General features: G+C 49.3%; 16 protein-coding genes. 8 read left to right on the top strand and 8 right to left on the bottom strand.

Translation table 11 applies throughout. The features are described from left to right. The first annotated feature begins 133 nt into the window (after positions 1 to 133). From ACO1NU_RS09305 to ACO1NU_RS09315, 3 genes are read left to right on the top strand one after another with little or no spacing between them, the layout of a single operon-like run. Positions 134 to 982, top strand: coding sequence for an MBL fold metallo-hydrolase (locus tag ACO1NU_RS09305; RefSeq protein WP_448818200.1), 849 nt, complete (start codon positions 134 to 136; stop codon positions 980 to 982). Between the two features lie 11 nt (positions 983 to 993). Then, entirely contained in the window at positions 994 to 1,212 is a 219-nt protein-coding gene (locus ACO1NU_RS09310; RefSeq protein ID WP_448818201.1) for a hypothetical protein, read from the top strand. Between the two features lie 19 nt (positions 1,213 to 1,231). Then, positions 1,232 to 1,492: a SemiSWEET family sugar transporter gene (locus ACO1NU_RS09315; RefSeq protein ID WP_448818202.1), complete on the top strand. Its 261-nt coding sequence runs from the start codon at positions 1,232 to 1,234 to the stop codon at positions 1,490 to 1,492. A 4-nt stretch (positions 1,493 to 1,496) separates the two neighbouring features. Here ACO1NU_RS09315 and ACO1NU_RS09320 read toward each other — a convergent pair whose 3' ends face one another. The 6 genes from ACO1NU_RS09320 to ACO1NU_RS09345 all read right to left on the bottom strand — a co-directional run bounded on the left by ACO1NU_RS09320 (position 1,497) and on the right by ACO1NU_RS09345 (position 9,164). Beyond that, on the bottom strand, positions 1,497 to 2,693 hold the full coding sequence (locus ACO1NU_RS09320) for a glycosyltransferase (protein WP_448818203.1): 1,197 nt from the start codon (positions 2,691 to 2,693) through the stop codon (positions 1,497 to 1,499). Next, positions 2,690 to 3,736: a glycosyltransferase family 4 protein gene (locus ACO1NU_RS09325; RefSeq protein WP_448818204.1), complete on the bottom strand. Its 1,047-nt coding sequence runs from the start codon at positions 3,734 to 3,736 to the stop codon at positions 2,690 to 2,692. The genes ACO1NU_RS09320 and ACO1NU_RS09325 overlap by 4 nt, the downstream gene beginning before the upstream one ends. 252 nt (positions 3,737 to 3,988) lie before the next feature. Beyond that, a complete protein-coding gene (locus tag ACO1NU_RS09330) occupies positions 3,989 to 5,470 on the bottom strand; it encodes an acyl-CoA dehydrogenase family protein (RefSeq protein ID WP_448818205.1) in 1,482 nt (493 codons plus the stop codon). Between the two features lie 239 nt (positions 5,471 to 5,709). Next, positions 5,710 to 7,671 (bottom strand): TonB-dependent receptor plug domain-containing protein, encoded by a 1,962-nt coding sequence (locus tag ACO1NU_RS09335; RefSeq protein WP_448818206.1) that lies wholly within the window; start codon positions 7,669 to 7,671, stop codon positions 5,710 to 5,712. Between the two features lie 36 nt (positions 7,672 to 7,707). Further along, positions 7,708 to 7,983, bottom strand: coding sequence for a hypothetical protein (locus ACO1NU_RS09340; protein ID WP_448818207.1), 276 nt, complete (start codon positions 7,981 to 7,983; stop codon positions 7,708 to 7,710). Further along, entirely contained in the window at positions 7,980 to 9,164 is a 1,185-nt protein-coding gene (locus ACO1NU_RS09345) for a M14 family zinc carboxypeptidase (protein ID WP_448818208.1), read from the bottom strand. Before ACO1NU_RS09345 ends, ACO1NU_RS09340 begins: the two co-directional genes overlap by 4 nt. Before the next feature lie 102 nt (positions 9,165 to 9,266). Between ACO1NU_RS09345 and ACO1NU_RS09350 the strand changes: the two genes are divergently transcribed. After that, a complete protein-coding gene (locus ACO1NU_RS09350; protein ID WP_448818209.1) occupies positions 9,267 to 10,592 on the top strand; it encodes a D-alanyl-D-alanine carboxypeptidase/D-alanyl-D-alanine-endopeptidase in 1,326 nt (441 codons plus the stop codon). Here the strand turns inward: ACO1NU_RS09350 and ACO1NU_RS09355 are convergent. After that, a complete protein-coding gene (locus tag ACO1NU_RS09355; protein WP_448818210.1) occupies positions 10,589 to 12,115 on the bottom strand; it encodes a glycosyltransferase family 39 protein in 1,527 nt (508 codons plus the stop codon). The two genes, ACO1NU_RS09350 and ACO1NU_RS09355, sit on opposite strands and share 4 nt — an antisense overlap. Positions 12,116 to 12,162: 47 nt before the next feature. After that, positions 12,163 to 15,054, bottom strand: a complete 2,892-nt coding sequence (locus tag ACO1NU_RS09360; RefSeq protein ID WP_448818211.1) for a triple tyrosine motif-containing protein — start codon at positions 15,052 to 15,054, stop codon at positions 12,163 to 12,165. A 278-nt stretch (positions 15,055 to 15,332) separates the two neighbouring features. On the opposite strand from ACO1NU_RS09360, the gene ACO1NU_RS09365 reads away from it, so the two are divergent. From ACO1NU_RS09365 to ACO1NU_RS09380, 4 genes are read left to right on the top strand one after another with little or no spacing between them, the layout of a single operon-like run. Further along, a complete protein-coding gene (locus ACO1NU_RS09365) occupies positions 15,333 to 18,434 on the top strand; it encodes a SusC/RagA family TonB-linked outer membrane protein (RefSeq protein ID WP_448818212.1) in 3,102 nt (1,033 codons plus the stop codon). Between the two features lie 10 nt (positions 18,435 to 18,444). Then, a complete protein-coding gene (locus ACO1NU_RS09370) occupies positions 18,445 to 20,019 on the top strand; it encodes a RagB/SusD family nutrient uptake outer membrane protein (protein ID WP_448818213.1) in 1,575 nt (524 codons plus the stop codon). An 18-nt stretch (positions 20,020 to 20,037) separates the two neighbouring features. After that, complete coding sequence (locus ACO1NU_RS09375) at positions 20,038 to 21,423, top strand: PKD domain-containing protein (RefSeq protein WP_448818214.1); 1,386 nt, start codon at positions 20,038 to 20,040, stop codon at positions 21,421 to 21,423. 50 nt (positions 21,424 to 21,473) lie between these two features. Beyond that, positions 21,474 to 22,337, top strand: coding sequence for a glycoside hydrolase family 16 protein (locus ACO1NU_RS09380; protein ID WP_448818215.1), 864 nt, complete (start codon positions 21,474 to 21,476; stop codon positions 22,335 to 22,337). Positions 22,338 to 22,400: the final 63 nt, after the last annotated feature.

Raw genomic sequence — 22,400 nt, forward strand, 5'->3', positions numbered from 1 at the left:
ATTTTCACTCGGATGTTGGTTCGAGAAATACGGTTTTCTCAGGATTGAAATACGTGATTGGATAAGATCTGAGGTTTTGCCCAACAGTTACTACCTAAAATTGTTATCAGGGTCAACATCTAAGTCAAGACCTATGAATCAAAGCGAGGACAACAAGTTTATCCCCATGACGTCCGTTGAAAGCGGACATGGGAAGGAGGTTCGCAAAGACGTCTACTATTATACCAACCAAATCGTTAATGTGATCATGATCGGAGATCCTCAGAGCAGCGAATGGGTACTGGTAGACGCAGGCATGCCACATAGCGGAAAGAAGCTTATAGATGCCGCAGAAAAAAGATTCGGCAAAGGAACCAAGCCAACAGCCATTCTGCTCACCCATGGGCATTTCGATCATGTAGGAAGCATTGTGCATTTGTTGGAACATTGGGACGTTCCCGTATATGCACATCCGCTGGAGTTCCCCTTCCTGACAGGACAGCAGAGCTACCCTGATCCCGACCCATCGGTTGAAGGTGGCTTGCTGGCAAAGATCTCCTCTATATACCCCAATGAACCTGTCAACATTCAGGAAAGGCTGCTTCCGCTACCCGAGAACGGGACCGTACCGGGGCTCCCTGATTGGACTTGGATTCCCGCTCCGGGGCATTCTCCTGGTCAGGTGGTCTTCTTCAGAGAAAGCGATCGTACACTTTTGTCGGCAGACGCATTTGTCACCGTCAGACAAGACTCTCTTTACAAAGTACTCCTGCAGAAGGAGGAAATAAACGGTCCCCCACGATACCTTACCACAGACTGGCAGGCCGCATGGGATACGGTAAGACGGCTCGAGCTACTGCAGCCTGAACTGGTTATATCAGGTCATGGCCAGTTCATGGAAGGTGCCGAATTGAAAAGCGGATTAAAACAACTGTCCCAGGATTTCAGTACGCTCGCTATTCCAGATTACGGAAAATACCTGGGCAAAAACAACAACCCTTAACAAGATAGAAAATGAAATATTGCTTAGTATCGTGGACGGCCAACTATCCTGACGGAAGGAGTTTCTCAGGCAACGCCACCATGACATTTGAACAAGGACTACCTCCAACGGAGGCGATCGTTAAAATCATCAAGACAAATAACCCGAACCTAAAGAACTGTAAGATTACCCTTCAGGACAAACTGGAGTTTGACTCCCAAAGGGAGCTGGATACTTATGGCAGAGTATAAACCGACAAATAACGGCTAAATGAATATAAACGAAACCGTGATTGGCATAGTCGCAGGCATATGCACCAGCACGTCGGTGATCCCCCAGCTGGTTAAGACGATAAAAGAACGGAAGGCTGAAGATGTATCGCCTCTTATGTTCATTATCCTGCTGACGGGTACTAGTATCTGGACCTACTACGGTTTTCTCAAAGATGATCTTCCAATTATTGTTACCAACGTCTTTTCCTCGTTGGTAACAATCACCATGCTGGTGATGAAGTTTAAGTTCTCCCGATAAATCGTTAACAATTCATCGCCAACACAAGTGCGATTTCGCGCTCGTGCAGAATATTCTTGTAAATCCTTTCTATCCGGTCAAGAGCCATTCCGGAATCAAACCTTAATTTATTTTCCAGTCCGCCCTTCACTACCTCATTCGTCTGAACTTGTGTCAAGCTGAGTACATGGCTGATCATTGAGGAAGATTCCTCCAGCCAGGCGGGTTCTTCTCCGATCTGCATCTTCCTGAGATAGAATGCAGCTTTCCCGCCCACTTCATTCATCGGCGCTTCATTGGTTGTAATGACCGGACAACCTGAAGCCATTGCTTCCGCAATCGGCCAACCGAAACCTTCGGCGAGCGAGGGAAAAAAGAATAAGGATGCCGCACTATAAGCCTTATTGGCAAAACTGTCGGGCATTCCCACCAGAGGGTGAATGTCGCTCCGGTAAGCAGAACGCTCGATCTGCTCCAATATAAGGCTATTGGGCTCCTCCCCGATCAGGATCAAAGGCAACTGTTGAGTCCCTTTCCTGCGCCACTCTTCATACGCTGCAATCACGCCGAACCTATTCTTATACCAAAGATTCCCTCCAACATGCAGGATAAACCCGGCACGAAGATCTATTCCGACATCATGACTAAGTTCTTTTCTTAAACCCGACAGATCCGCTGCTGGCGAGAAATGCCTGGTAAGACCATTATATACAACTTCTGAAACAAGCGGCTTCCGCTTTAGCATCCGATGCAAATCGCGCTGCGTCTGGAAAGATATCGAGATGAAATTACTTCCGGAGGAATAGCCTTTCCGGATGTACGACTGATAGAGCTTACCCGTTCTGCCCGTCACGTTCTCGGGTATTTCTCCAAGGGCACTTCTTTGTGCCAGAAAATCATGACAATGCACGACGTGCGGCCTGTTCTGAACAAGTGGCACCCAGGGACCGAGCGCGTGATCGGTGAACACAAACAAAGTATCCGGTGTAAACCTCTTCAGTCTCCTGTTCACCTGAAGAGGAAATACAAGGTATTGATCCAGATACCCAAGCCACTTTTTCAATGATAGGTTCTTAACACCGAGGCGAGAAAAGAAGGCCTTGGGCGACCATACATCGACCTCATGCCCCCTTTCCCTCATTCCCTTAGCTAACCAGCCAGCATACCGTGGCATGCTTTGATGTCCCAAAAACTCTGGGTGAGCAAAAAAAACGATTTTCATATTTGTGATACGGCTCCTCTGATAACCTTTAAGTAACGACTTGCCACCTTCTTAGGATGATGTTCCAAAAGATGTTCCCGGGCCTCCGTCCTGAGCCTCCCTTCCAGCTCTGATGACTGAAATACCTCACGGATACACCTGACGAGATCCTCGGCATCGCCCCGTTTAAAGATCATTCCAGCACGTCCGATTGCGTCAGGCAGGCCTCCCCCATCTGATACTACTGGAATACATCCACAGGCCATTCCCTCCAGAGCAACATTCCCAAATGGCTCCTCCCATCGCGACGGAACCAGTATCAGCTTGTGCTGATTCAGGCAATCAACAAGTTCTTTTCCGCGCAAAGCTCCTTTGAAATTAATCTTCCGCTCCAATCCATACTTCGCTGCAAGCGCCTTCAAAGCTGGTGCTTCCGGGCCATCTCCGATGATAGTCAGCCGGTACCCTATTCCCGGTTCCCCCGCTTTGGCTCCTCCCTTCGCGAGCTGATGAAGTGCTTCTATTGCCAGATCCGCTCCTTTATCAGAGACTAGCCGCCCCAGAAACACGAGGTCTATATCCCTCTTGATTTGCTTATTTTCCTTAAAAAGGTCGGCCCTGTAAGGATTGGATATCACAATCGCTTTCTCCCAGTTCTTCTTCCTCAAGGCATCACTCACGGCTATAATATCTTTTGCGCGCCTGAACCATAGCGTTTTCAGCACATCCTGCCAGCCCGTCCGCCCATCGACACGCGAAACCCAGGTATTCAGCGCGATGACGCTGGGTTTCCCGAAGAAGACATTGGGCCATGTCAACCGCAGACAAGGATTGTTTTCAAAGACCACGTCTGCCCAGCTATGCTCCCTGATGAGATCCATCTTTCCCGGTTTTCTGACGACACGGAAAGGAAACCTGTTTTCCTGACCATCCGCTGTCCAGGTGATGATCCGAACCTGATGCCCGGCCTTTACAAACTCAGTCGCCAGGATTTCTGAGTTTATTTCAATACCTCCGATGTCCGGATAAAAGTTATTCGACAGGAGCAGGATCTTTAACGACATATTCAAAGCTTGTTTATTACGATACAGCTACATAGACATGCACATATCCATGTATTTGCACATAAAAGTACGGGGATGGCACACGTTAATGAACCTGGCCTATTGCTTTGTATCACACTTAGAGAAAATCCGCGAAAAACTGCAGGTAGGTATGACCGCGCCCGGTGCATAAACGCCAAAAGGCCCCTTGTAGGGGCCTTTTGGCGTTTATCAATTCTTTAATATTCCTTTTAGATAGATCTAAAAGGAATATTAAAGATTCAGCCATGAGCTGTTTTCAGCATAATCATCTACTACCTGAACGGTGTTGTCAAAGTGGTAAGCGCAGATGAGTCCTGATATCTCCTGCTGGATCATTCGGATACTGTTTTCAATAAGGTCTTTCCTGAACCCTTTTTGTTGCAGTTGCAGAACATATTCTGTGCAGATCACACGCGCAAATACCTTACCCAGATCCACCATCTTACGCTGAGTAAGTGTCGCACTTAACTCAAAGCTCAGATCCTTCTTGTAATATTCACAAGCCTGCGCTGTAAGCTTCAGTTCCTTAAGATACGCATATACATTAGACTGTTTCCCTTTTCTCATCGCCCGCGTCATCATCTCAGCAATCTGGGTATACAGCATTTCGTTCGAACCTTCAAAGATCTGGAACGGCCTGCTGTCCATAATTCCGCGACCCCCAATGTGGCTGATCCGGTAGCCATTCGCTCCCGACACCTGAACCAGCAACTGCGCCGATTCCTGCATCAGGTCAGTCACAACAGCTTTCATACTGTTTGCCTCAAGCCCTTCTGCTGCCAGATTGTTATCGATGCTGCTGATGTCACTGCTTCTTGAACACATTCCAGAGCAAATAGTAAAGGCCGACTGAATACGTGCAAGCTGAAACTGAACCTGATCAATAGACAGCAGATTTCCTGCTCCAACAATCCTGTTTTTACAATGTCCTATTGCTTCGTCCAGCATGCGCTTAATAAAGCCCATCCCCATTCCAGGAAACTGCATTCTGCTTCTGTGCAGAATATCCAGCATCATTTTAATCCCGGTAGATTCCGGCTGCAGTTTATAGTTAGCAGGCACTTCAAGATCCAGCTTGTTCAGTCCGTAAGGAATCATGTACAAACCCGCGTTGTCGAAGATCTCTTCCACCACAATTTTCTCACCTTCGCAGATAAAGAAATCGATATCACGGCCAAGCTCCCCATTGGTCTCTTTGCGGGACGCAATCAGCCAATAGTCCGCAAGTCCGGTCAGCCCTTGCCAATGTTTACTTCCTTTGATTTTATAACCGTTCTCGGTCTGCGTATAAGCAGTCTTCATGTTCAGTGCATCACTGCCATATCCCGGCTCCGTGATCATCAACCCACCCATATTCTGATTTTCCAGGAAACGGTTGAAGATTCCCTGCTTCACCTCTTCATTCGCATATTTTGAAATGGGCTCAAGAAATAAAGCAATGTTGATCCCAAATGTAAGAGAAAGAGGCAGCGACTCATACGACGCAGCTGCAAGTAGTCCCAGGCACTCTTTCACCTTTGAACCCCGCCCACCGTATTGCTCTGGGATAGCCACAGATAGTGGCCGCTTCGCCATAATACCATTGATGATTTCAGGGGGCAAACCTCTTTCCAGGCTCAGCTGGTTAATATCTTCTTTCTCATGAAAGAGGTGATCGAGTGTTTCCTCGAAGTCTTTAATAAATTCGGGAAAAGGGATATTTGTCAATATCATAGTTAAATTTTAAATACTATTCAGGTTTCTCTGTCCGATACGGATCCAACGAGATACGCATTGCGATCAGACCCCTGATCGATTTCTTCACATGGGTAAAGTCCAAAACGATTATTTCAGCACGAAATTAAGAATTTTCCTCATATGAATTATTCCCGCAAAAATCAAGTAACATTTTAATATACTGATTAACAACAAACTAGAAAATAAGTAGTTGTAATTATTTTTTTTAAATATTATCAAAGCCTGAATTTAATTCCGCCATTCACCACAAATCCATCCAGAGGTGCGTAAATATCCCTGAAAACAGGCTGTGTTGACGGTCCAGTGTAGATACTGTCAAAACGGGTTTGTCGCCTGTCCGTGAAGTTTTCAAAGTTGATATAGAGAGAAAATCGCTCCCACAATTTTTCTGCCATAAGACCGAACATCCAGTATTGCTTTCCGGTTAGGCCATCGCCTAGTTTCTGTTTGCTGAAATAATATCCTTCCAGTCCCAACTTCCACTTCTCATCCAACTCATACATCAACACATTGTTCAGGCGATGCTTCGCGGTCAACGGATTTTGTATTTTCAGGTCTCCCGAATGGATCTTTGCGTCCGTAAGGCTATATCCCAGAAATAACTTCAGATCCGCATAGGTGATCTTCAGGTTGGTCTCCATTCCCCTGCTGTCGATATGACCACCAATATTCTCAAACCGGTAGTTCCCATCCCCCATAGGTTCAAGCGTCAGCGGATGATTGAGATAGGTATAGAAAAACATCTGGTTGATACTGATTGTCACCTCATCATCAAATGCCGTTGTATTATAGTTCACATCCCAGTTTGCCCCATAGCTTTTCTCCAGACGGTTTGCATCTGACGATACGGGCAACACTCCCCGGTATTGAATACGTTCACTTTCTTCCGTGAAGATGGTAGGAGCCTTATAACCCATACCCATACCCAGCCTGGAGGTCAGCTGATGATTCAGCTTGAACAGCGCGGAGATGCGAGGCAGCAATGCTATACCGTAATCAACAACATAATCACTTCGAAAACCACTCTCCAGTTCAATCCATTCTGCTGCTTTAAAGTTCAGCTGAACAAATGCACCCGCGGTTGTCTGCGTATAGTCTCGCGCCGGAAATCCCAGCTGCATGTCCTCTTTGAATTCATCGGTCCACAAGTTCAGACCTCCGATCCACTCCAGCTTCTCGCCTGTATGCACATAATTGGCTTCTGTAAAGCTGCCATACTGCTTGCCTTTGAAGGAATAGGTGGGAATTCCAATGCGGCGGTTGAAGTAGCTCAAGCTGTTCTTTACGTTGAACTCCGCTTTTTCACTCACCGGGTAGCTGAAAGAGAGCTGCGTAGACATACGTTCGGTCTTGTTTCGTTCGAAATAACGGTCTGTGTTGCCACGCTCGCCGTCCACGTACTGCATATCTCCTCCCAGGCGATCTTCAAAGCTGCTGTTTAGCCCAAAGCTGAGCATCGCCCCCTCCTTGAAATACAGGAACAACTTCGGATTGAAGGTAAAGCGCTCGAACTCCGGTATGGCCGTAAAAATACTTTTTCCGGGGGCATAAGGGCTATTTGCGTTCCGAGCAGCAAAAATAGTTATGCCTGCCTTCCCGAACCGCTCACTGAAAAAACCACTGGCATCCAGCCCTCCCGCGGATGTTCCATTCAGAAGAAGGTTGAACTCCCGCTCATTCCTGGGTGTCTTGCTGATCAGATTGACCAGTCCCGCAATCGCACCTCCTCCATATAGGGTAGATGCCGATCCTTTTACCACCTCCACCTGCTTTAAATCTAAAGGCGGGATCTGCAGTAAACCCAGGCCGCTCGCCGCACCTGAGTATAGCGGAAAACCATCTTTCAGAATTTGTGTATACCTTCCATCCAGGCCCTGTATCCTGATGGACGAATTTGCACTTGTCGCAGATGTTTGTTGTGTCTGGATTCCCGTACTTTCACTCAAGATCAGCCGGATATCTCCGGGCTTCATATTTCCTTTTTCATCCAGCTCCTCGCCGGATATTACTTCTAATCGTGTAGGTGTATTCGAGATTGTGCGGCTGCTTCGCGTGGTGGAAATGACCACCTCATCAAGATCTCCTTTTTTCCCCAGAGTATCTTGTACAGCTTCTGTTTGCGAAAATGCTGAGCCACAGAAAGCCCAAACACACGCATGTATAAAATATCGTTTCATTCGTATTGTTAAGCGTTTACAAAAAATAAATTATCCTTAAACTGCTGCAAGCCGCGGTGGCTGCCAGATGGAATAACTCATCTGCAATACGGGTGAATGATGAAAATCGATAAATTCAGAAAGGGCAATGATACGGGCTTCGGGAGCCTGAACCGACGCAGGCAGCACGATAGAAAAAACGCAGCCTGAGCAATGACAAAGCGGGCTGCATACCTCCTGCTTTGCGGCGGCGCTACAGTCCTGGCTTTCCTGACAGAAGTCGAGACTTCCGGCAAGAAGTATAAAAGCTATAAAGAGAGCCAGTAGCTTCATCCCTCAAAGTTATACTCTTTAAGCGTTCCTTCTTCAAAAATTATAATTTTTTCCTCTCTACTCAACCTGAAATTAGCTCTGACATTCAGCTCTGTCGATCCGCCGCAGAGCTCCGCACCTTCAGCATCTATTTCCTTATATGCAGAGAAGGTCGACAAATCTCCAAGATCGGAGATCAGATACGTCCGTTGCTCCTGCTCGTCTATAGCCTCATGATTCAGCGCGATATCGACCGAAATCAAACCCGCGGCAGTACTCAAGCGGCAATTGCGAAGTATTATATGAAAGATCTCCTTGGTATTCAGCGGTACGTTCCTGTAGACCTCCATAGCGGCACCTTCATCCAGGGTCTCACCTGAAGCAATCTGCCCAAAGGCATCGATCAAAACATCAAAATTAAGCTTCCTCACGTATTGCTTTGTTGCTTCGTCGCTATACCCACCCGACTCTACTAAGATGGTCGACACCCCTGCTTCCTGAAAGGTTTCCCCAGCGGCGCGTGGTTCATATTCATCTTTCCAGCGTCCCGTATTCCCAGGTATTTCCAATTCCAGTTGTTCATACAGGCCGGCAATGATTTGCACTGCCCTGCGCATAGATGGTGTAAATTCCAGCGAGCGCTTGGCCGGAGGAGCTAACAAGGATATCAGTGCAGGTTTCAGGCTTCCGGTTACCGACCAAACGCTATCCTGATCATGCAGATTGAAAGCAAAGGCAGGTTGCAGTAAATCCCGTTGTGTTTTCAGGATACGTGCTTCCGGACTCTGCAGAGCCAGGGAATCACGGTTAATATCAATTCCTTGTGCATTTCTCCGCTGCCAGCGTTCCGCGCCGTCTGGGTTCAGCATCGGTATAAAGTAAAACGTACATGCCTGCAGCAGCATCGACCGGAACCTATTCTCCTCATCATCGCTCGTCAGGAAGCTCAGCACATCGAATATCGCCATCGTAGCGGTAGATTCGTCGCCGTGCATCTGACTCCAGAGCAGCACCACAATCTTCCCCGACCCCAGGCTCAGCCGGAATATTTCTCTTTTCTCAGCAGAGGCACCCAGAACTGACACAGAAATACCTTTTTCTTCCGATTGCTGCACGAGTTTTCGCACATCCGCATGGCGTACAAAGCGATTCTCAAATGATTGATCCTTATATCTGTCGAAATCGTATCTTTTTACATGCATATTTTTCAAAAATGCAAATTTTGTTTGTTCCTGCACGCTTAATTTATGCGAAAGAGTTCTTAAATTTCAGACACATTATTTTATCTCCTCATCACACACATCATGATCCTCCGAGCATCCTCCCCCTGCCTCCTGCTGCTACTTTGTCTTTTATCCGCCACCGCGAGCTTCGGTCAGAAAATCAAGAAGCGTCAGATTAAAAAAATCATCACCGGCTCAGCAGTCAATGCCGATCACTTTACCGGCTTTGCTCTTTATGACCTCGGCAAAAACAAGATGATCTTCGAACAAGACGCTCACAAGTATTTCACCCCTGCTTCCAATACTAAGATTCTAACCCTCTACACTTGCCTGAATATGCTGGGCGATTCTATCCCCGGCCTCCGCTATATCGAAAGAAAGGACTCACTGATATTCTGGGGTACCGGCGATCCCGCCTTTCTTCATACCACCCTGAAGTCACTTAAAGCCTATGAACTCCTGAAGAACAGCAGGAAGAAATTGTTTTATGCTGCCGGAAACTACTCAGGGAACTTCTATGGAAGGGGATGGCCCTATGGCGACTACGACTCCTATTACCAGGCTGAAATATCAGCACTTCCCCTCCAGGATAATGTCGCAATCATCTCCGCAGATGACCAGGGTGAACTCCACATTTCTCCCTCCTATTTGAAGATCTATCTGAAGCAGGATCCCTCTTTCCATCCGGATGAATATACCGTCAGCAGAGACCTGAGCAGTAACGTATTCAGATATCCCGCAGGAAAGGCTCCTAAAGGATTCAAGCAGGAAATTCCCTGGAAGACAAGCGATGAACTCACACTTGCCCTACTGGCAGATACGCTGAAGCGACCTTTGGGAATGCTGAAGATGACTATGCCGGATAGTGCGCGAACCCTTTACTCGGCCAGCTCCGACTCAGTCTACAGGCGACTGATGCTTCCGAGCGACAACTTCGTAGCCGAGCAGCTTCTTCTGGTCTGCTCCTCTACCCTGCCCGGACCGCTCAGCACACAACAAGCCATCCGCTATAGCAAGGAGAAATTCATGAAGGACCTGCCTGATGAGCCACAGTGGGCCGACGGCTCCGGCTTATCGCGGCAAAATCTCTTCACTCCTGCAACCATGATCGCCCTGCTTCGCAAGCTCAGGGAGAAGGCAGGCGACGAACAGCGTCTGTTCAATATGATGCCTGCCGGAGGTCTTACAGGTACCCTGCGCACTGCATATAAAACCGACAACGGAAAAGCTTTTGTATGGGCTAAGACCGGCTCCTTATCCAATGTGCATAACCAAAGCGGCTATCTCATTACCCGGAAAGGCAAACGCCTCATATACTCGTATATGAACAACAACTATACTCGCCCAACAGCGGAGATCAGGGCAGAAATGGTCAGGGTCATGACCGAGATCCACAACCGCTATTAAAGAGAGCGGTAGGCCAGTACATCGGGACGTCTGATCAGGTAAATTACGGAGCCGTTCACTTCTGCGTTTGGATATTCTACGCGATGACTGCTTACCAGGCCTGCCGGTACCCCACTACTCTGATCCCTTCCCGAAGTCACCCGGATGGTGTATTCCGCAGCAGAGTGCTGAGCGCTGCTCTGCGAGAAAAAACTCGGCCGGATAGAAGCCATCCCGGGGACTTCTTTTTTCGCGTAGAATGCTATTGCTCCTGCCTGTTGATAATTATCTGTCAGGATCAGGGCTCTTGTCCTTTCCGATTCGGGAACTGAACGGAGCACTCCAACAGTCCGAGCCGCCAGCTCTTCCCAACCCAGCATTTGCGCAAAATATTGTGGAAGCCTGTGTACCTTACCATCATCCCATTGAAGAGGACCGGTGATAGCCGTATACCGTTTCATGGCGTCAAGCCAGGCAACGGTATGATGGAGTGGCAGCACGGGAACTACAGCAGGTAAAGCCATTAAGCCTGAAATGATAATCGTAACGAAAAAGGCAACCTTAACAAAGTTCTTTTTCCATACCTCCAGCTGATCGGAAATCAAGATTGCACCGGCAGCATAGAGTGCAGGAAAAGCGCCAAAGGAATAATAGGTCTTCGCTTGAAGGTATAGAAACACGAGTTGCAGAAGTATGAAGCTCAAACCAACAAAGCGGTACGCCCGCAAGCGCGCTGAACCAGCCAAAAGGCATACCAGACCCGTTATCCAAACGAGGCTCGACATTCCATGAGCAAGCACCAGCTGCTTAAACAGTGTAGGATAGTCTGTCTTGGACCAATAATATTTCTCCAGCTCACCCATCTGATCTACAAACGGAAAACCATGATGAAACTGCCACAGAACATGCGGAAACACGATTACCAATGCCGGAAGAAAAACAAACAACAGGTCCTTCCAGGATAATGCTCTCCGGTTCTGCATCATTACTGCAGCCAGCAAACTGAACAGGTACACGGCAATAGAAAACTTGTTCATCATACCCAACCCCGCTGTGATGCCCAGGTATAGCAGATTGCTCTGCTCAGCGCTTTTGATGAAGCGGATCAGGAACAGGCAGGAAAGGGCCCAACTCAGTTGATCGAATATGACCGGCTGCATCATATAGCCCGTCGCCAGAAAAGACGGATCCATAAGGATCGCTGTACACGTTATGAGAACCGCCCGCGGTCCCCCTCCAAGTAATACCGTGATCCATCCGGTCAGACCTATCAGTGCAGCACCGCTGAGCGTCGGCAGCAAACGAAGCAACCAAAGTGAATTTTCTGAAACCTGCAATACGGCCCAGGTAATGAAGGAGATCAGAGGGGGACCTTCTTTATATCCCCAGGCGGGCTGATCTGCCATGGCCATGTAGAGAAGCTCATCTGCATGATAGCCATAACGCCCATTGAAAGGAAGGTGTACAAGCAGCTTCAGCAGCATAAAGGCCACAATAATCGGGATCGCCTGTTTTTCTGATGTCGTCGCAGATCTGTAGTGCATCTATCCTAAACAAATCAGGCTTAAAATGTTCACAGAGCTAAACGTCATCAAGGACCCTGCATCTGTTCCCTGGAATCGATGGCTTTAAGCAAATAATCAAACAGCGGTACATCCGAAGGGATCTGAAGCTTCTTCCTCAGCCTGTAGCGGCTTACCTCTACCGCCTTGATCGTAATGCTCATCAACTGGGCAATCTCTTTTGATGTCATGTTCATCTTCAGATATGCACAAAGCTTCAGATCATTTGAACTCAGATCAGGGAAGCGCTCTTTCAGGCGGCTCAGAAAATTGGAATGGATCTGATCGAAATGCCGGGCAAACTGGCCCCAGTCGGCATCATTATTCTCCGCTTCCGTCAGCAGCCGGATCACACGCCGCAGCTCGGTGCTGTTGTTGCTGTCTTTGGTCTCCTGCAGGAGCTCCTCCCTAATCCTGGCCAGCAACTTCCCTCGCTGCACAAGGTGCATCGTGATTGATGCCAGCTCCTTGTTCTTGTAATCCACATCCGCAGTCAGCTTTTCATTGTGCAGCTTGATGATCTCCCGCTCATTATGCTCCATCTCGAGTTGATGCAGGTATTTTAGCCGCTCCTGTTCTTTCAGGTGCTTCCCCTTCTGCCGTCTGATGACCAGGAAAACCGCACCTGCAGCAACCATGAAACAAAGCAGGTAGAACCACCAGGTTTCATACCAGGCGGGACTGATCGTCAGCCGGTATTCAAGGGCTGCCGACTGGTTTCCTAAATTATTTCGCGCCTTAACCCGAAATACATAAGAGCCTGAAGGAAGGTTGGTGTACTCCTTTTCTGCTTTGGTACCCCAGGCAGACCATTGGCTGTCAAAACCACTCAACTGATAACTAAACTCTATATTATTCTGCTGCTCAAACAGGGTTGAAGCAAACTCAAACTGAATAGAGTTCCGGTCATACGGCAGCTTCATGGACTCGCCGGCAAGCTGCCGCCCATATCCGCCAAAGACAAGGCTGTCTTTCTCCCCGAAAACCTTTACCTGCGCAAGCAGCACATGAAGTTCATTTCGCATCTCCCTGTACTTCTGAAAGTTGATATGATAAATACCCTTATTGGAACCTACAAACACATTCTGTTGGTCGTAAGGATAGATATGCTCGAACCCCGAAACAATGCGGGAGGTAAGTTCCGGTATATACACAACCGCATTGGCTTTCGACCCGGTATTGAAATCAATTACCCCAAGCTTCTTTTCGTTCACAAACCAAACATTGCCCGACTGGTCTTCCTTAAGATAGTGTACGCGAGTATTCTTCAGATAGGGATAGAAGAATGCAGACCGCTCGAACCGCTTCTTTCCCTCGTTGTATTCATAGATGCCGTCCTGCGTGGCAGCAACAATCCTGTTTTTGATGTGATAGATGTAATTACCCAGCGTCGACGGAAGCCCGTCATCTTTCGTCAGGATGTTCTTGTTCAGGATGCGGCGGTAGTCTGCGGAAAGCTGAATTCTGAATACCCCACGGTACGGGTGTGAAGCCCAGACAACATTGGTACCTCCATCGTAAGCCATGAACCGTAAGGAGGTCCTCTCCAGCGGCCCGATCGTGTGGGCTCCGTTAAACGCACCTTGCTCGTAGCGCAACAACTGCAGGCCTTCGTAAGTACCCGCAATGGTATAAGGAGAAGGCTCTACGGCAGAAAGAGCTTCAAAAAGCCAGGTCCCCTGAGTCGCCGGCACCCTGTTCAGCAGATTTTCGTGCACGGTAAACACACCGTCCTCATGCGCAAGTAAAAGCTGCCTGTTAATCTCAGCCAATCCCCAAACCTGTCCCTTTAGCACACTAACTTCACGGAACTGCCCCTTCGAATAGCTGAGATCCTTGATTTCCATGTTCAAGGGGAGATAAAACAAGCCGTTGGATGCCCCCACATACAGATGCTTATCGAAGATCCGCACAGAATAGCTGCTGATTTGCTTCTTCGCATCAGGGAAGATCTGCTTCACGGCACTGTTAATAGCCACCAGGCTAAGTCCGTCGTCGAGCGCAATCCACAGGTTTTTCCCTTTATCGACAAAGAGGTTGCGCACATAGTTCGTCTGTAGGCCCTCGGTCCCTGAAAACTGCTGCACTACGTGCCCACTGCGATCCATAATATAACAGCCTGAAGAGGTGGTACCTAAAGCGAACCAATCTTTGTTAATTGCGGTGGCACAATAGATATAGCTTGTCTCAAAAGTACCGTCGAGGGCTGTCTGCTTCTTGCTGAGTTTGCCGTCCGATAGCAGGAACAAGCCTTGTTTAAGCGTGGCAATCAGCTTTACTCCCGGAGCATAATCGAGCACGGCGGTCACAATCCCTTCTTTGAAGACCTTGTCGTCCGAAGCAATCAGCCAGGTTCCATCCCTGAAAACCATTAGCCCCTTATTCCGCTCCTGAGCATATACCGCGTCCCCCGTCTCTCCGAGAAATGTCCACTCTGTACCCGTCCGATACACCTTGATGGCATCGTCTTTCAGATAAAAGATTTTGTCTGTTGTTCTGAAAAATGTGGCCTTATCAGCCCGACAGATATTCCATACATCCGCGAATTGACGGTTTGAAACAGGAATTAGGGCTTTCAGCGATCTGAAGACCAGCATCCCACGGCTATCTGGCTCAAAAAAGCCGATCTCATCCTGGGCCCCAACGTAAATGCGAGTACCTTCCGCCGCTTTCACAGCATGAACAACCGTTTTATTAGGTAATGCGTATAGCCTCCAGTGTTTGCCATCAAAGGAAAGCAAGCCTTCATTGTTGGCAAAGTACACCCTTCCCTCACGGTCCTGATCCACGGCCCAGTTTTGGATCCCTGCTTTATATTCCAGATTGTTATAATTAACAACTTGTGGCAGTCCTATCGGATTTTGAGCTACCGAGTCGAGGTAAATAAAGCAGATTATAATGGTTAGATAAAGAAGCTTCATCAAAGTAAATCTACCAATAGTATTTCTTTCAATCAATCAAACGAGACATTAAAAAGAACTGGTTGTAGGCCCTCAGATCCTCATTTATACACTGCTATTGCACCAGACCGTATATAATAATTGGCCTGTGTAGTGGTGATGTAGGGGTATTATGAGGGGTTCCAGCGAACTGTATAGTTGATTTAGGATATCCTCTCTGCCATTGCTACCGAAAGCTATCTATATTTGTTGCAACACAGGATCCCATCCTGAAACTAACTAACCAAAATCTAAGTGCTATGAAAAAAAGAATTACCTCTTTTCTATGCATCTTGTTATTCTATGCAGCCAATCTCAGTGCTCAGGGCTTGCAAATAACAGGTAAAGTCATTTTGAAAGATGACAACTCCCCACTCCCTGCTGTAACCGTTACCATTCAGGGGACTTCTTTAGCTACTTCAACGGGACCGGATGGCAGGTTCAGCATTCGCGTTCCCCGGGCCGGATCTGTATTGGTCTTTACGCAGATTGGTCTGTTAACTCATCGCGAGACGGTTAATGATGCAAGTCCCCTTACTATTATCATGACAGAGACTGCTACCAACCTGAGCGAAGTCGTTGTAATCGGTTATGGCACCCAGTTGCGGCGGGAGATCTCAGCCGCTATCTCTTCTGTCAAACCGGAGGAGATCACCCAAACACCCGTGCAACGGATTGAGCAGGCTCTCCAGGGCCGGGTAGCCGGTGTGCAGGTAACCAATATCTCCGGTCAGCCAGGTGATGCCCCTACCGTCCGCATCCGCGGAATTGGGACTAACGGTGACGCCTCTCCCATCTATATCGTCGACGGATTTCAGGTGGGGGGCATTGACTATCTCAACCCTGCCGATATTGAATCAATGGACGTACTGAAAGATGCCGCTTCTGCAGCGATCTACGGTGCCCGCGGTGGAAACGGGGTGGTACTCATCACCACCAAAGGCGGCGGCGCCAAAGGTGGTCAGATGCACATTTCGTATGACGGCTATACGGGGCTGCAGAATGCATGGCGACAAATGCGACTGCTGGATGCCCGCCAGTATGCAGTCATGATGAACGAAGGAGCTGCTAATGCCGGCCTCTCTATTCCATTCGCCGACGTCAGCAAATACCCTTCAGGGACCGGCACTGACTGGCAGAAAGCACTGTTTCAAACCGATGCCCCTATTAACAATCATCAGGTGGCAGTAACCGGCGGAACAGCTAAAAACAGCTTCGCCGCGAATTTCTCCCTTTTCGATCAGGAAGGGCTTGTTGGAGGAGATAAATCAAAATTCAAACGCTATACCTTCCGTGCGAATTCAGACAATCAGGTAAAAGACTTTTTGAAGGTTGGCGCAAACGTCGCCTACTCACATATTCGCCGCTCGGCGATAGACCCTAATCAGGAGTTCGGCGGTCTGCTTAACAATGCGATCAATCTCGACCCCATCACTCCGGTAGTGGAAACAGACCCGGCTATCACCGGCGGCTACAACGTCAATGCCGTCCGTGATCCTGAGGGTAACTTCTACGGCATTTCGCCATACGTCGCACAGGAAGTGGTGAACCCGCTTGCCCGGCTCGCCGTTCTAAATGGTCTCACCCGGGTAGACAAGGTAGTGGGCAACACTTATGCTGAACTGAAGATCATCGAGGGCCTTACCTTCCGCTCTGCCTTCAGCATTGACCTGGGTTATGTGAATGGCAACAACTATACCCCAATCTTCTACCTCAATTCTGCGCAGCAGAATGCCAATTCGAGTGTCAACAAGAATGTAGACCGCTACTATACCTGGCAGGCTGAGAACGTGCTGAACTACAAACAGGAGTGGGACAAGCACTCTCTGGGCCTCACCCTTGGAACCACCAGCCGGAAAGAAAACAGCGAAACCCTGTTTGGCTCGAATACCGGACTGGTCGTAAGCGACCCGAACATGGCTTATCTGAACCTGGCAGTAGATGCCGGGACAGCGAAAGCTACTGGTGGAGCAGCCGAAAGCGCACTGTTCTCCCTGTTTTCACGTATCAACTACAGCTACAATAATAAGTACCTCCTGTCTGCGTCCCTGCGCAGAGACGGTTCTTCCAAATTTGGTAAAAACAATCCCTACGGCTATTTCCCTGCAGTCTCAGCCGGATGGATCTTCAGCGAAGAGAGCTTCCTCAGCGAAAGCAACTTCCTGAGCTTCGGAAAGCTACGTGCCTCATGGGGGCAGAATGGAAATGACCGGATCGGCGACTATCCCTGGGCTGCGGTAATCGGTGTAGGTCGTGGATATACCTATTACAACGGTACAGGCAACGGGTATATCAATGGCGCTTCGCCCTCCTATATTGCCAATCCCGACATCAAGTGGGAATCCTCAGAGCAGACCGATATCGGTCTTGACCTGTCCTTCATGAGAAACAAACTATCCTTCTCCGCTGACTACTATATCAAAACGACTAAAGGCTGGCTGCTGCAGGTTCCCATCCCGCTCAGCGTCGGCGTAGCAGCAGGAACAGCGAATGGCGGATCGGTAAGAAACTCCGGGATAGAACTGGCACTGAACTACCGGCAAAACCTCGGACAAGTGAAGGTCACTGCCGGCATCAATGGAAGTTTCAACAAGAATGAGGTAACCGAAATCAATAATGCCGAACGTATTCTCGGTGGCGCCGGTATCTCCACCTACGGGCAGGTGCAACGCAGCACTATCGGAAGGCCGTTCTCCTATTTCTACGGATATGAAACCAACGGCATCTTCCAGAACCCTGCCGAAATAGATGCCTATAGCATGAACGGGAAACGCATCCAACCAGATGCTCAGCCCGGCGACGTCCGCTTCAAAGACATGAACGGCGATGGCGTGATCGATCAGGCAGACCGTACTATGATCGGCAACCCTACTCCTAAAGTCACCGCAGGCTTCACTTTCGGTGTGGCGGTAAAGGGATTTGACCTGAATGGCTTTTTCACAGGCGCATTCGGAAACCAGATCTTCAACGGAACCCGCCGGCACGACTTTTCGGCCTCCAACATGCAAACCTTGTATTTGGAACGCTGGACGGGCGAAGGCAGCACCAATGAGCGCCCACGTTTTACGTGGAACGATGCCAACGGAAACTATACCCGCATTTCAGACCTCTACCTCGAAGATGGAGACTATGTACGCCTGAAAACCCTGCAACTCGGCTATACCTTTGGAGCTGCGCTGACCAAGAAAATCAGACTTCAGCGGTTGCGCATCTACACTTCTGCTGATAACCTTATCACACTGACCGATTACACCGGCTTCGATCCGGAAATAGGTGCACGGAGCAGCCTCGATATTGGTATCGACCGCGGTATCTACCCACAGGCGCGGACCTTCCGCTTCGGTTTAAGTGCTACCTTTTAAATGAGAAACGATGAAAGCAACAACTAGACAACTCACCATCATACTGACAGCAGGGCTCTTGCTTGGCAGCAGTTCATCCTGCAAAAAGTTCCTGGATCTGGCACCTCTCGATAACCGCGTGGAACAGAATTTTTACAAGACCGAAAAAGATGCCCAGGAAGCACTGAACAGTGTATATGACGCACTTCAGTGGCATACCAATGCCGGAGGAGGGGGATTCAGTCCCGATCCGATGCTGGCAGACATTGCTTCAGACGATAGCTATGCCGGCGGAGCCAGCCGCTCCGACTCTCCGGATATGATCCAGGTCGATCAGCAGAATATCCTGACTACCAATTCCCTCATCAGGGTATACTGGGCGAACCACTATACCGGCATCTATCGCGCTAACCTGCTTCTGCAGAAGCTGCCCGACATCCCCATGAGTGAAGAAACACGGAACCGCATCACTGCCGAATGTAAGTTCCTTAGAGCGCACTTCTACTTCGACCTGGCGAAATGGTTCGGCAACATTCCGCTGATACTGACACCTCAGTCACCGGGCGAATACTGCAGCCCGCAGGCAGAGCCCGCACAAACGTTCGGACAAATCGCTCTCGACCTCGTGGAAGCCTTCCCTGCACTGGAAAAAGCCGACCTCCGTACCAGCAAAGCTCATGCGACACGCTGGTCTGCGCAGGCGCTGCTCGCCAGAGTGTACCTGTTCTACAAAGGAGTCTACAAAGCCGATCTCCAGGCAGGCACCACCGCAGTGAATGCCACCTACGCACTCGAGCAGCTCAGAGACCTGATCAATAACAGCGGCCATACCCTGCTTGATAACTATGCCGACAACTTTACCAAGGCGAATGAGTTCAGCAAGGAATCCGTATGGGAGATCTCCTACTCCAGCGACAACCCCTGGTTTGACTGGAATTATATTCAGGGAGGCGAAGGCAATATGCAGCCCTTGATGCAGGGCCCCCGTATCAACGGAGATCCCAACTACAACTCCGGATGGAGCTTTGCTCCCGTTACCCAGGAACTCAGCAATGCCTTCGAACCCAATGATCCACGAAAAGCGGTGACCATCCTCTCCCAGGCCGATAACCTGACAGGAACAGTCTCCACCGGATATCAGCATACTGGTTTATTCAGCAAAAAGTACTCAACCACAAATGAATACAGACCAGTAAACGGGCAGTATGAACTCAACTGGGGTAATAACTACAGATCTATCCGTTTTTCAGATGTCCTGCTGATGGCTGCAGAGCTGGAACTGGCAACAGGAGGCAGTCAGGCGCAAGCCTACTTCAATCGCGTCAGAAACCGCGTCGACCTGCCCGAAAAACCTGCTTCCCTTGCCAACATCTACCAGGAACGAAGAGTGGAGCTTGCCCTCGAGGGACACCGCTACTGGGACCTCTTACGCCAGGGCCTGAATGTAGCGAGCCAGAACATCAGCATTCAGAACAAACGCGGGCCCGGCTATGTGGGCGATCAGGTTGACTTCAACGTGACGTTCAATCCGTCCACCCGGGGCCTCTTTCCGATCCCTCAAAGCGAGATCGACCAGTGTGCCGGCGTACTGAAACCTAATTTTTAATCTCTTACCCGATCTAAGATGAAAGCACATTTGAATAAACTGATCCTGCTGCTGCTTCTGGCTACAGGATTTACCAGCTGCCAGGTGGAAGATCCGGAGCTTGGCCCTGCTCCTACAGAGGAACAGGTGAAGTTTTCCGCCACACCCTCTTCTGACAACGCCAACATCATCACTTTCAAAAATGAATCCGGCCCGGTGAACCGTGCCGTATGGGATCTGGGCAACGGACAAACCGGTGCGGGCGATCAGATCACAGGCACCTTCCCTCTTTCAGGCGATTATGTGGTGACGCTGACCATTTATACCAGCGGCGGCTCTGCCAGCAAGACACAGACCCTCAAAATTGCCCAGACCAAACCGGAGATGCTCGATCGCCCTGACTATAACTTCCTGACCGGTGGAGGCAGCAATATCGCAGGTAAAACCTGGGTTATTGAAAAAGATTTCCCCGGCCACCTGGGTGTAGGACCAGCAAGCTCGTCGACACCCGAATGGTACACAGCAGGCCCGAACGAAAAGAAAGACCTGGGCTTTTACGACGACGAGATGACCTTCACGCTAAGCAATAACCTGGCTTATACCTACGTGAACAATGGTACGACCTTCGCAAACGGCGCCAATGCAGCAGGACTCGACGGCGGCGGTGCCGGTGATGACCGCACGGTAGCCTACACTCCTCCCGCAAACATGAAATGGAGCATTTCCGAAGAAGGCGGCAAACAGTACCTCTCCATCTCCGGAGGTGGCTTTATAGCCTACTACACCGGAATGTCGAAGTACGAGATCCTGAAGCTGAACGAAACCGAGCTTTACCTTAAGGCAGCCGACAAAGCCAATCCCGCCAATGCCTGGTACCTGCGCCTGGCTCCGAAGGGATATACACGCCCTGTTGTGGAGAAACCCTTAAAAACGGCAAATTTGATGGACCGCTTCGACGCTACAGGCACCATCCCATGGAGGGCAGATGCCATCGTATTTAAGAACAACTTTGACAACCCCTTCCCGCAGGGACTCTACACCGTAGCGAAAGTCGGGTACTATCAGCGTCTGCCGGGAGAAGCCAACCAGTACGGGAACCTGCAAACCACTCTCGATTACCGCCTCGACCTGAGTTCAAGAAACAAATTCAAGATGATGGTCTTCTTTCCCGGTGGTAATGAATACCCGGCAGTGAAGCAACAGGTTGCTGTGAAGCTTCAAAATTCGCTGGCTGGAGGTAATGCCTGGCAGACCCAGAAAGAAGTGATCCAGCAGGTCCCCGAGCTGAATAAATGGGTGGAACTGACGTTCGACTTCTCGTCCATTTCATCCGTAACGATGTACGATCAGATCGTTATTCAACCCGGAGGTGAGGGTCATCAAACACCCGGAATCTTCTACTTAGGTTTATTCGAGCTTCAATAGGCGCTCATCTTAAGAAACAGCATATGACCCGGAACATCAAGATATATAAGATGCAAACACTAATCATTGGTAAACTAGCTCTTGCCGGCCTGCTCATGGCCTGTTCGGGAAAAGCAGACCTGAAGCCCATACCCAAAGATACCACCGTAGTAGACGGCGGCAAGCCCACTGATAAAGGCTGGACTTTCGAGACCAGCCCCCACTGGGCAGATGAGTTCGATTACAGCGGCGCACCCGATCCTGCAAAATGGGGATATGACCTGGGCGGAAGCGGCTGGGGAAATAACGAGTTGCAGAACTATACCAACAACCTCAGCAACTCGAGCGTCAACAACGGCATATTAACCATCAATGCCCGTAAGGAGAACTCAGGGACAAATGGCTACTCCTCAGCCCGTCTGGTAAGCAAGGGCAAGGGAGATTTTCTGTACGGACGATTCGAAATCCGAGCGAAGATCCCTTCAGGGCGAGGCACATGGCCCGCCCTCTGGATGCTCCCTACGGATAATTCCTATGGAACGTGGCCTAAATCAGGTGAAATTGACATCATGGAGCATGTGGGGTACGACCCTACAAATATCCACGTTACGGTACATACCGAAGCCTTCAATGGCATGATCAACACGCAAAAGGGGGCCTCAAAAAAGTTCCCCAAAGCTTTCGATGACTATCAGCTCTACCGTCTGGACTGGACTCCCTATGCCATCCGGGGATATATCCAGAACGAGCTGATCTTCGAATTTATCAATAACGGCACAGGCTATGCGGCCTGGCCGTTTGACAAGCGTTTTCACCTGCTCATGAATGTTGCCGTAGGTGGCAACTGGGGTGGTGCGCAGGGAGTAGACGATAGCGTATTCCCCAAAGCAATGGAAGTTGACTACGTACGCGTTTACAAGATGGTTGCTAAATAGTGCGGTACGCGGCGCAGAGGCTTCATTTGCAACCTCTGCGCCGATTGTGCCCCCAACTATATC

The sequence above is a fragment of the Arcticibacter sp. genome (assembly GCF_053551015.1).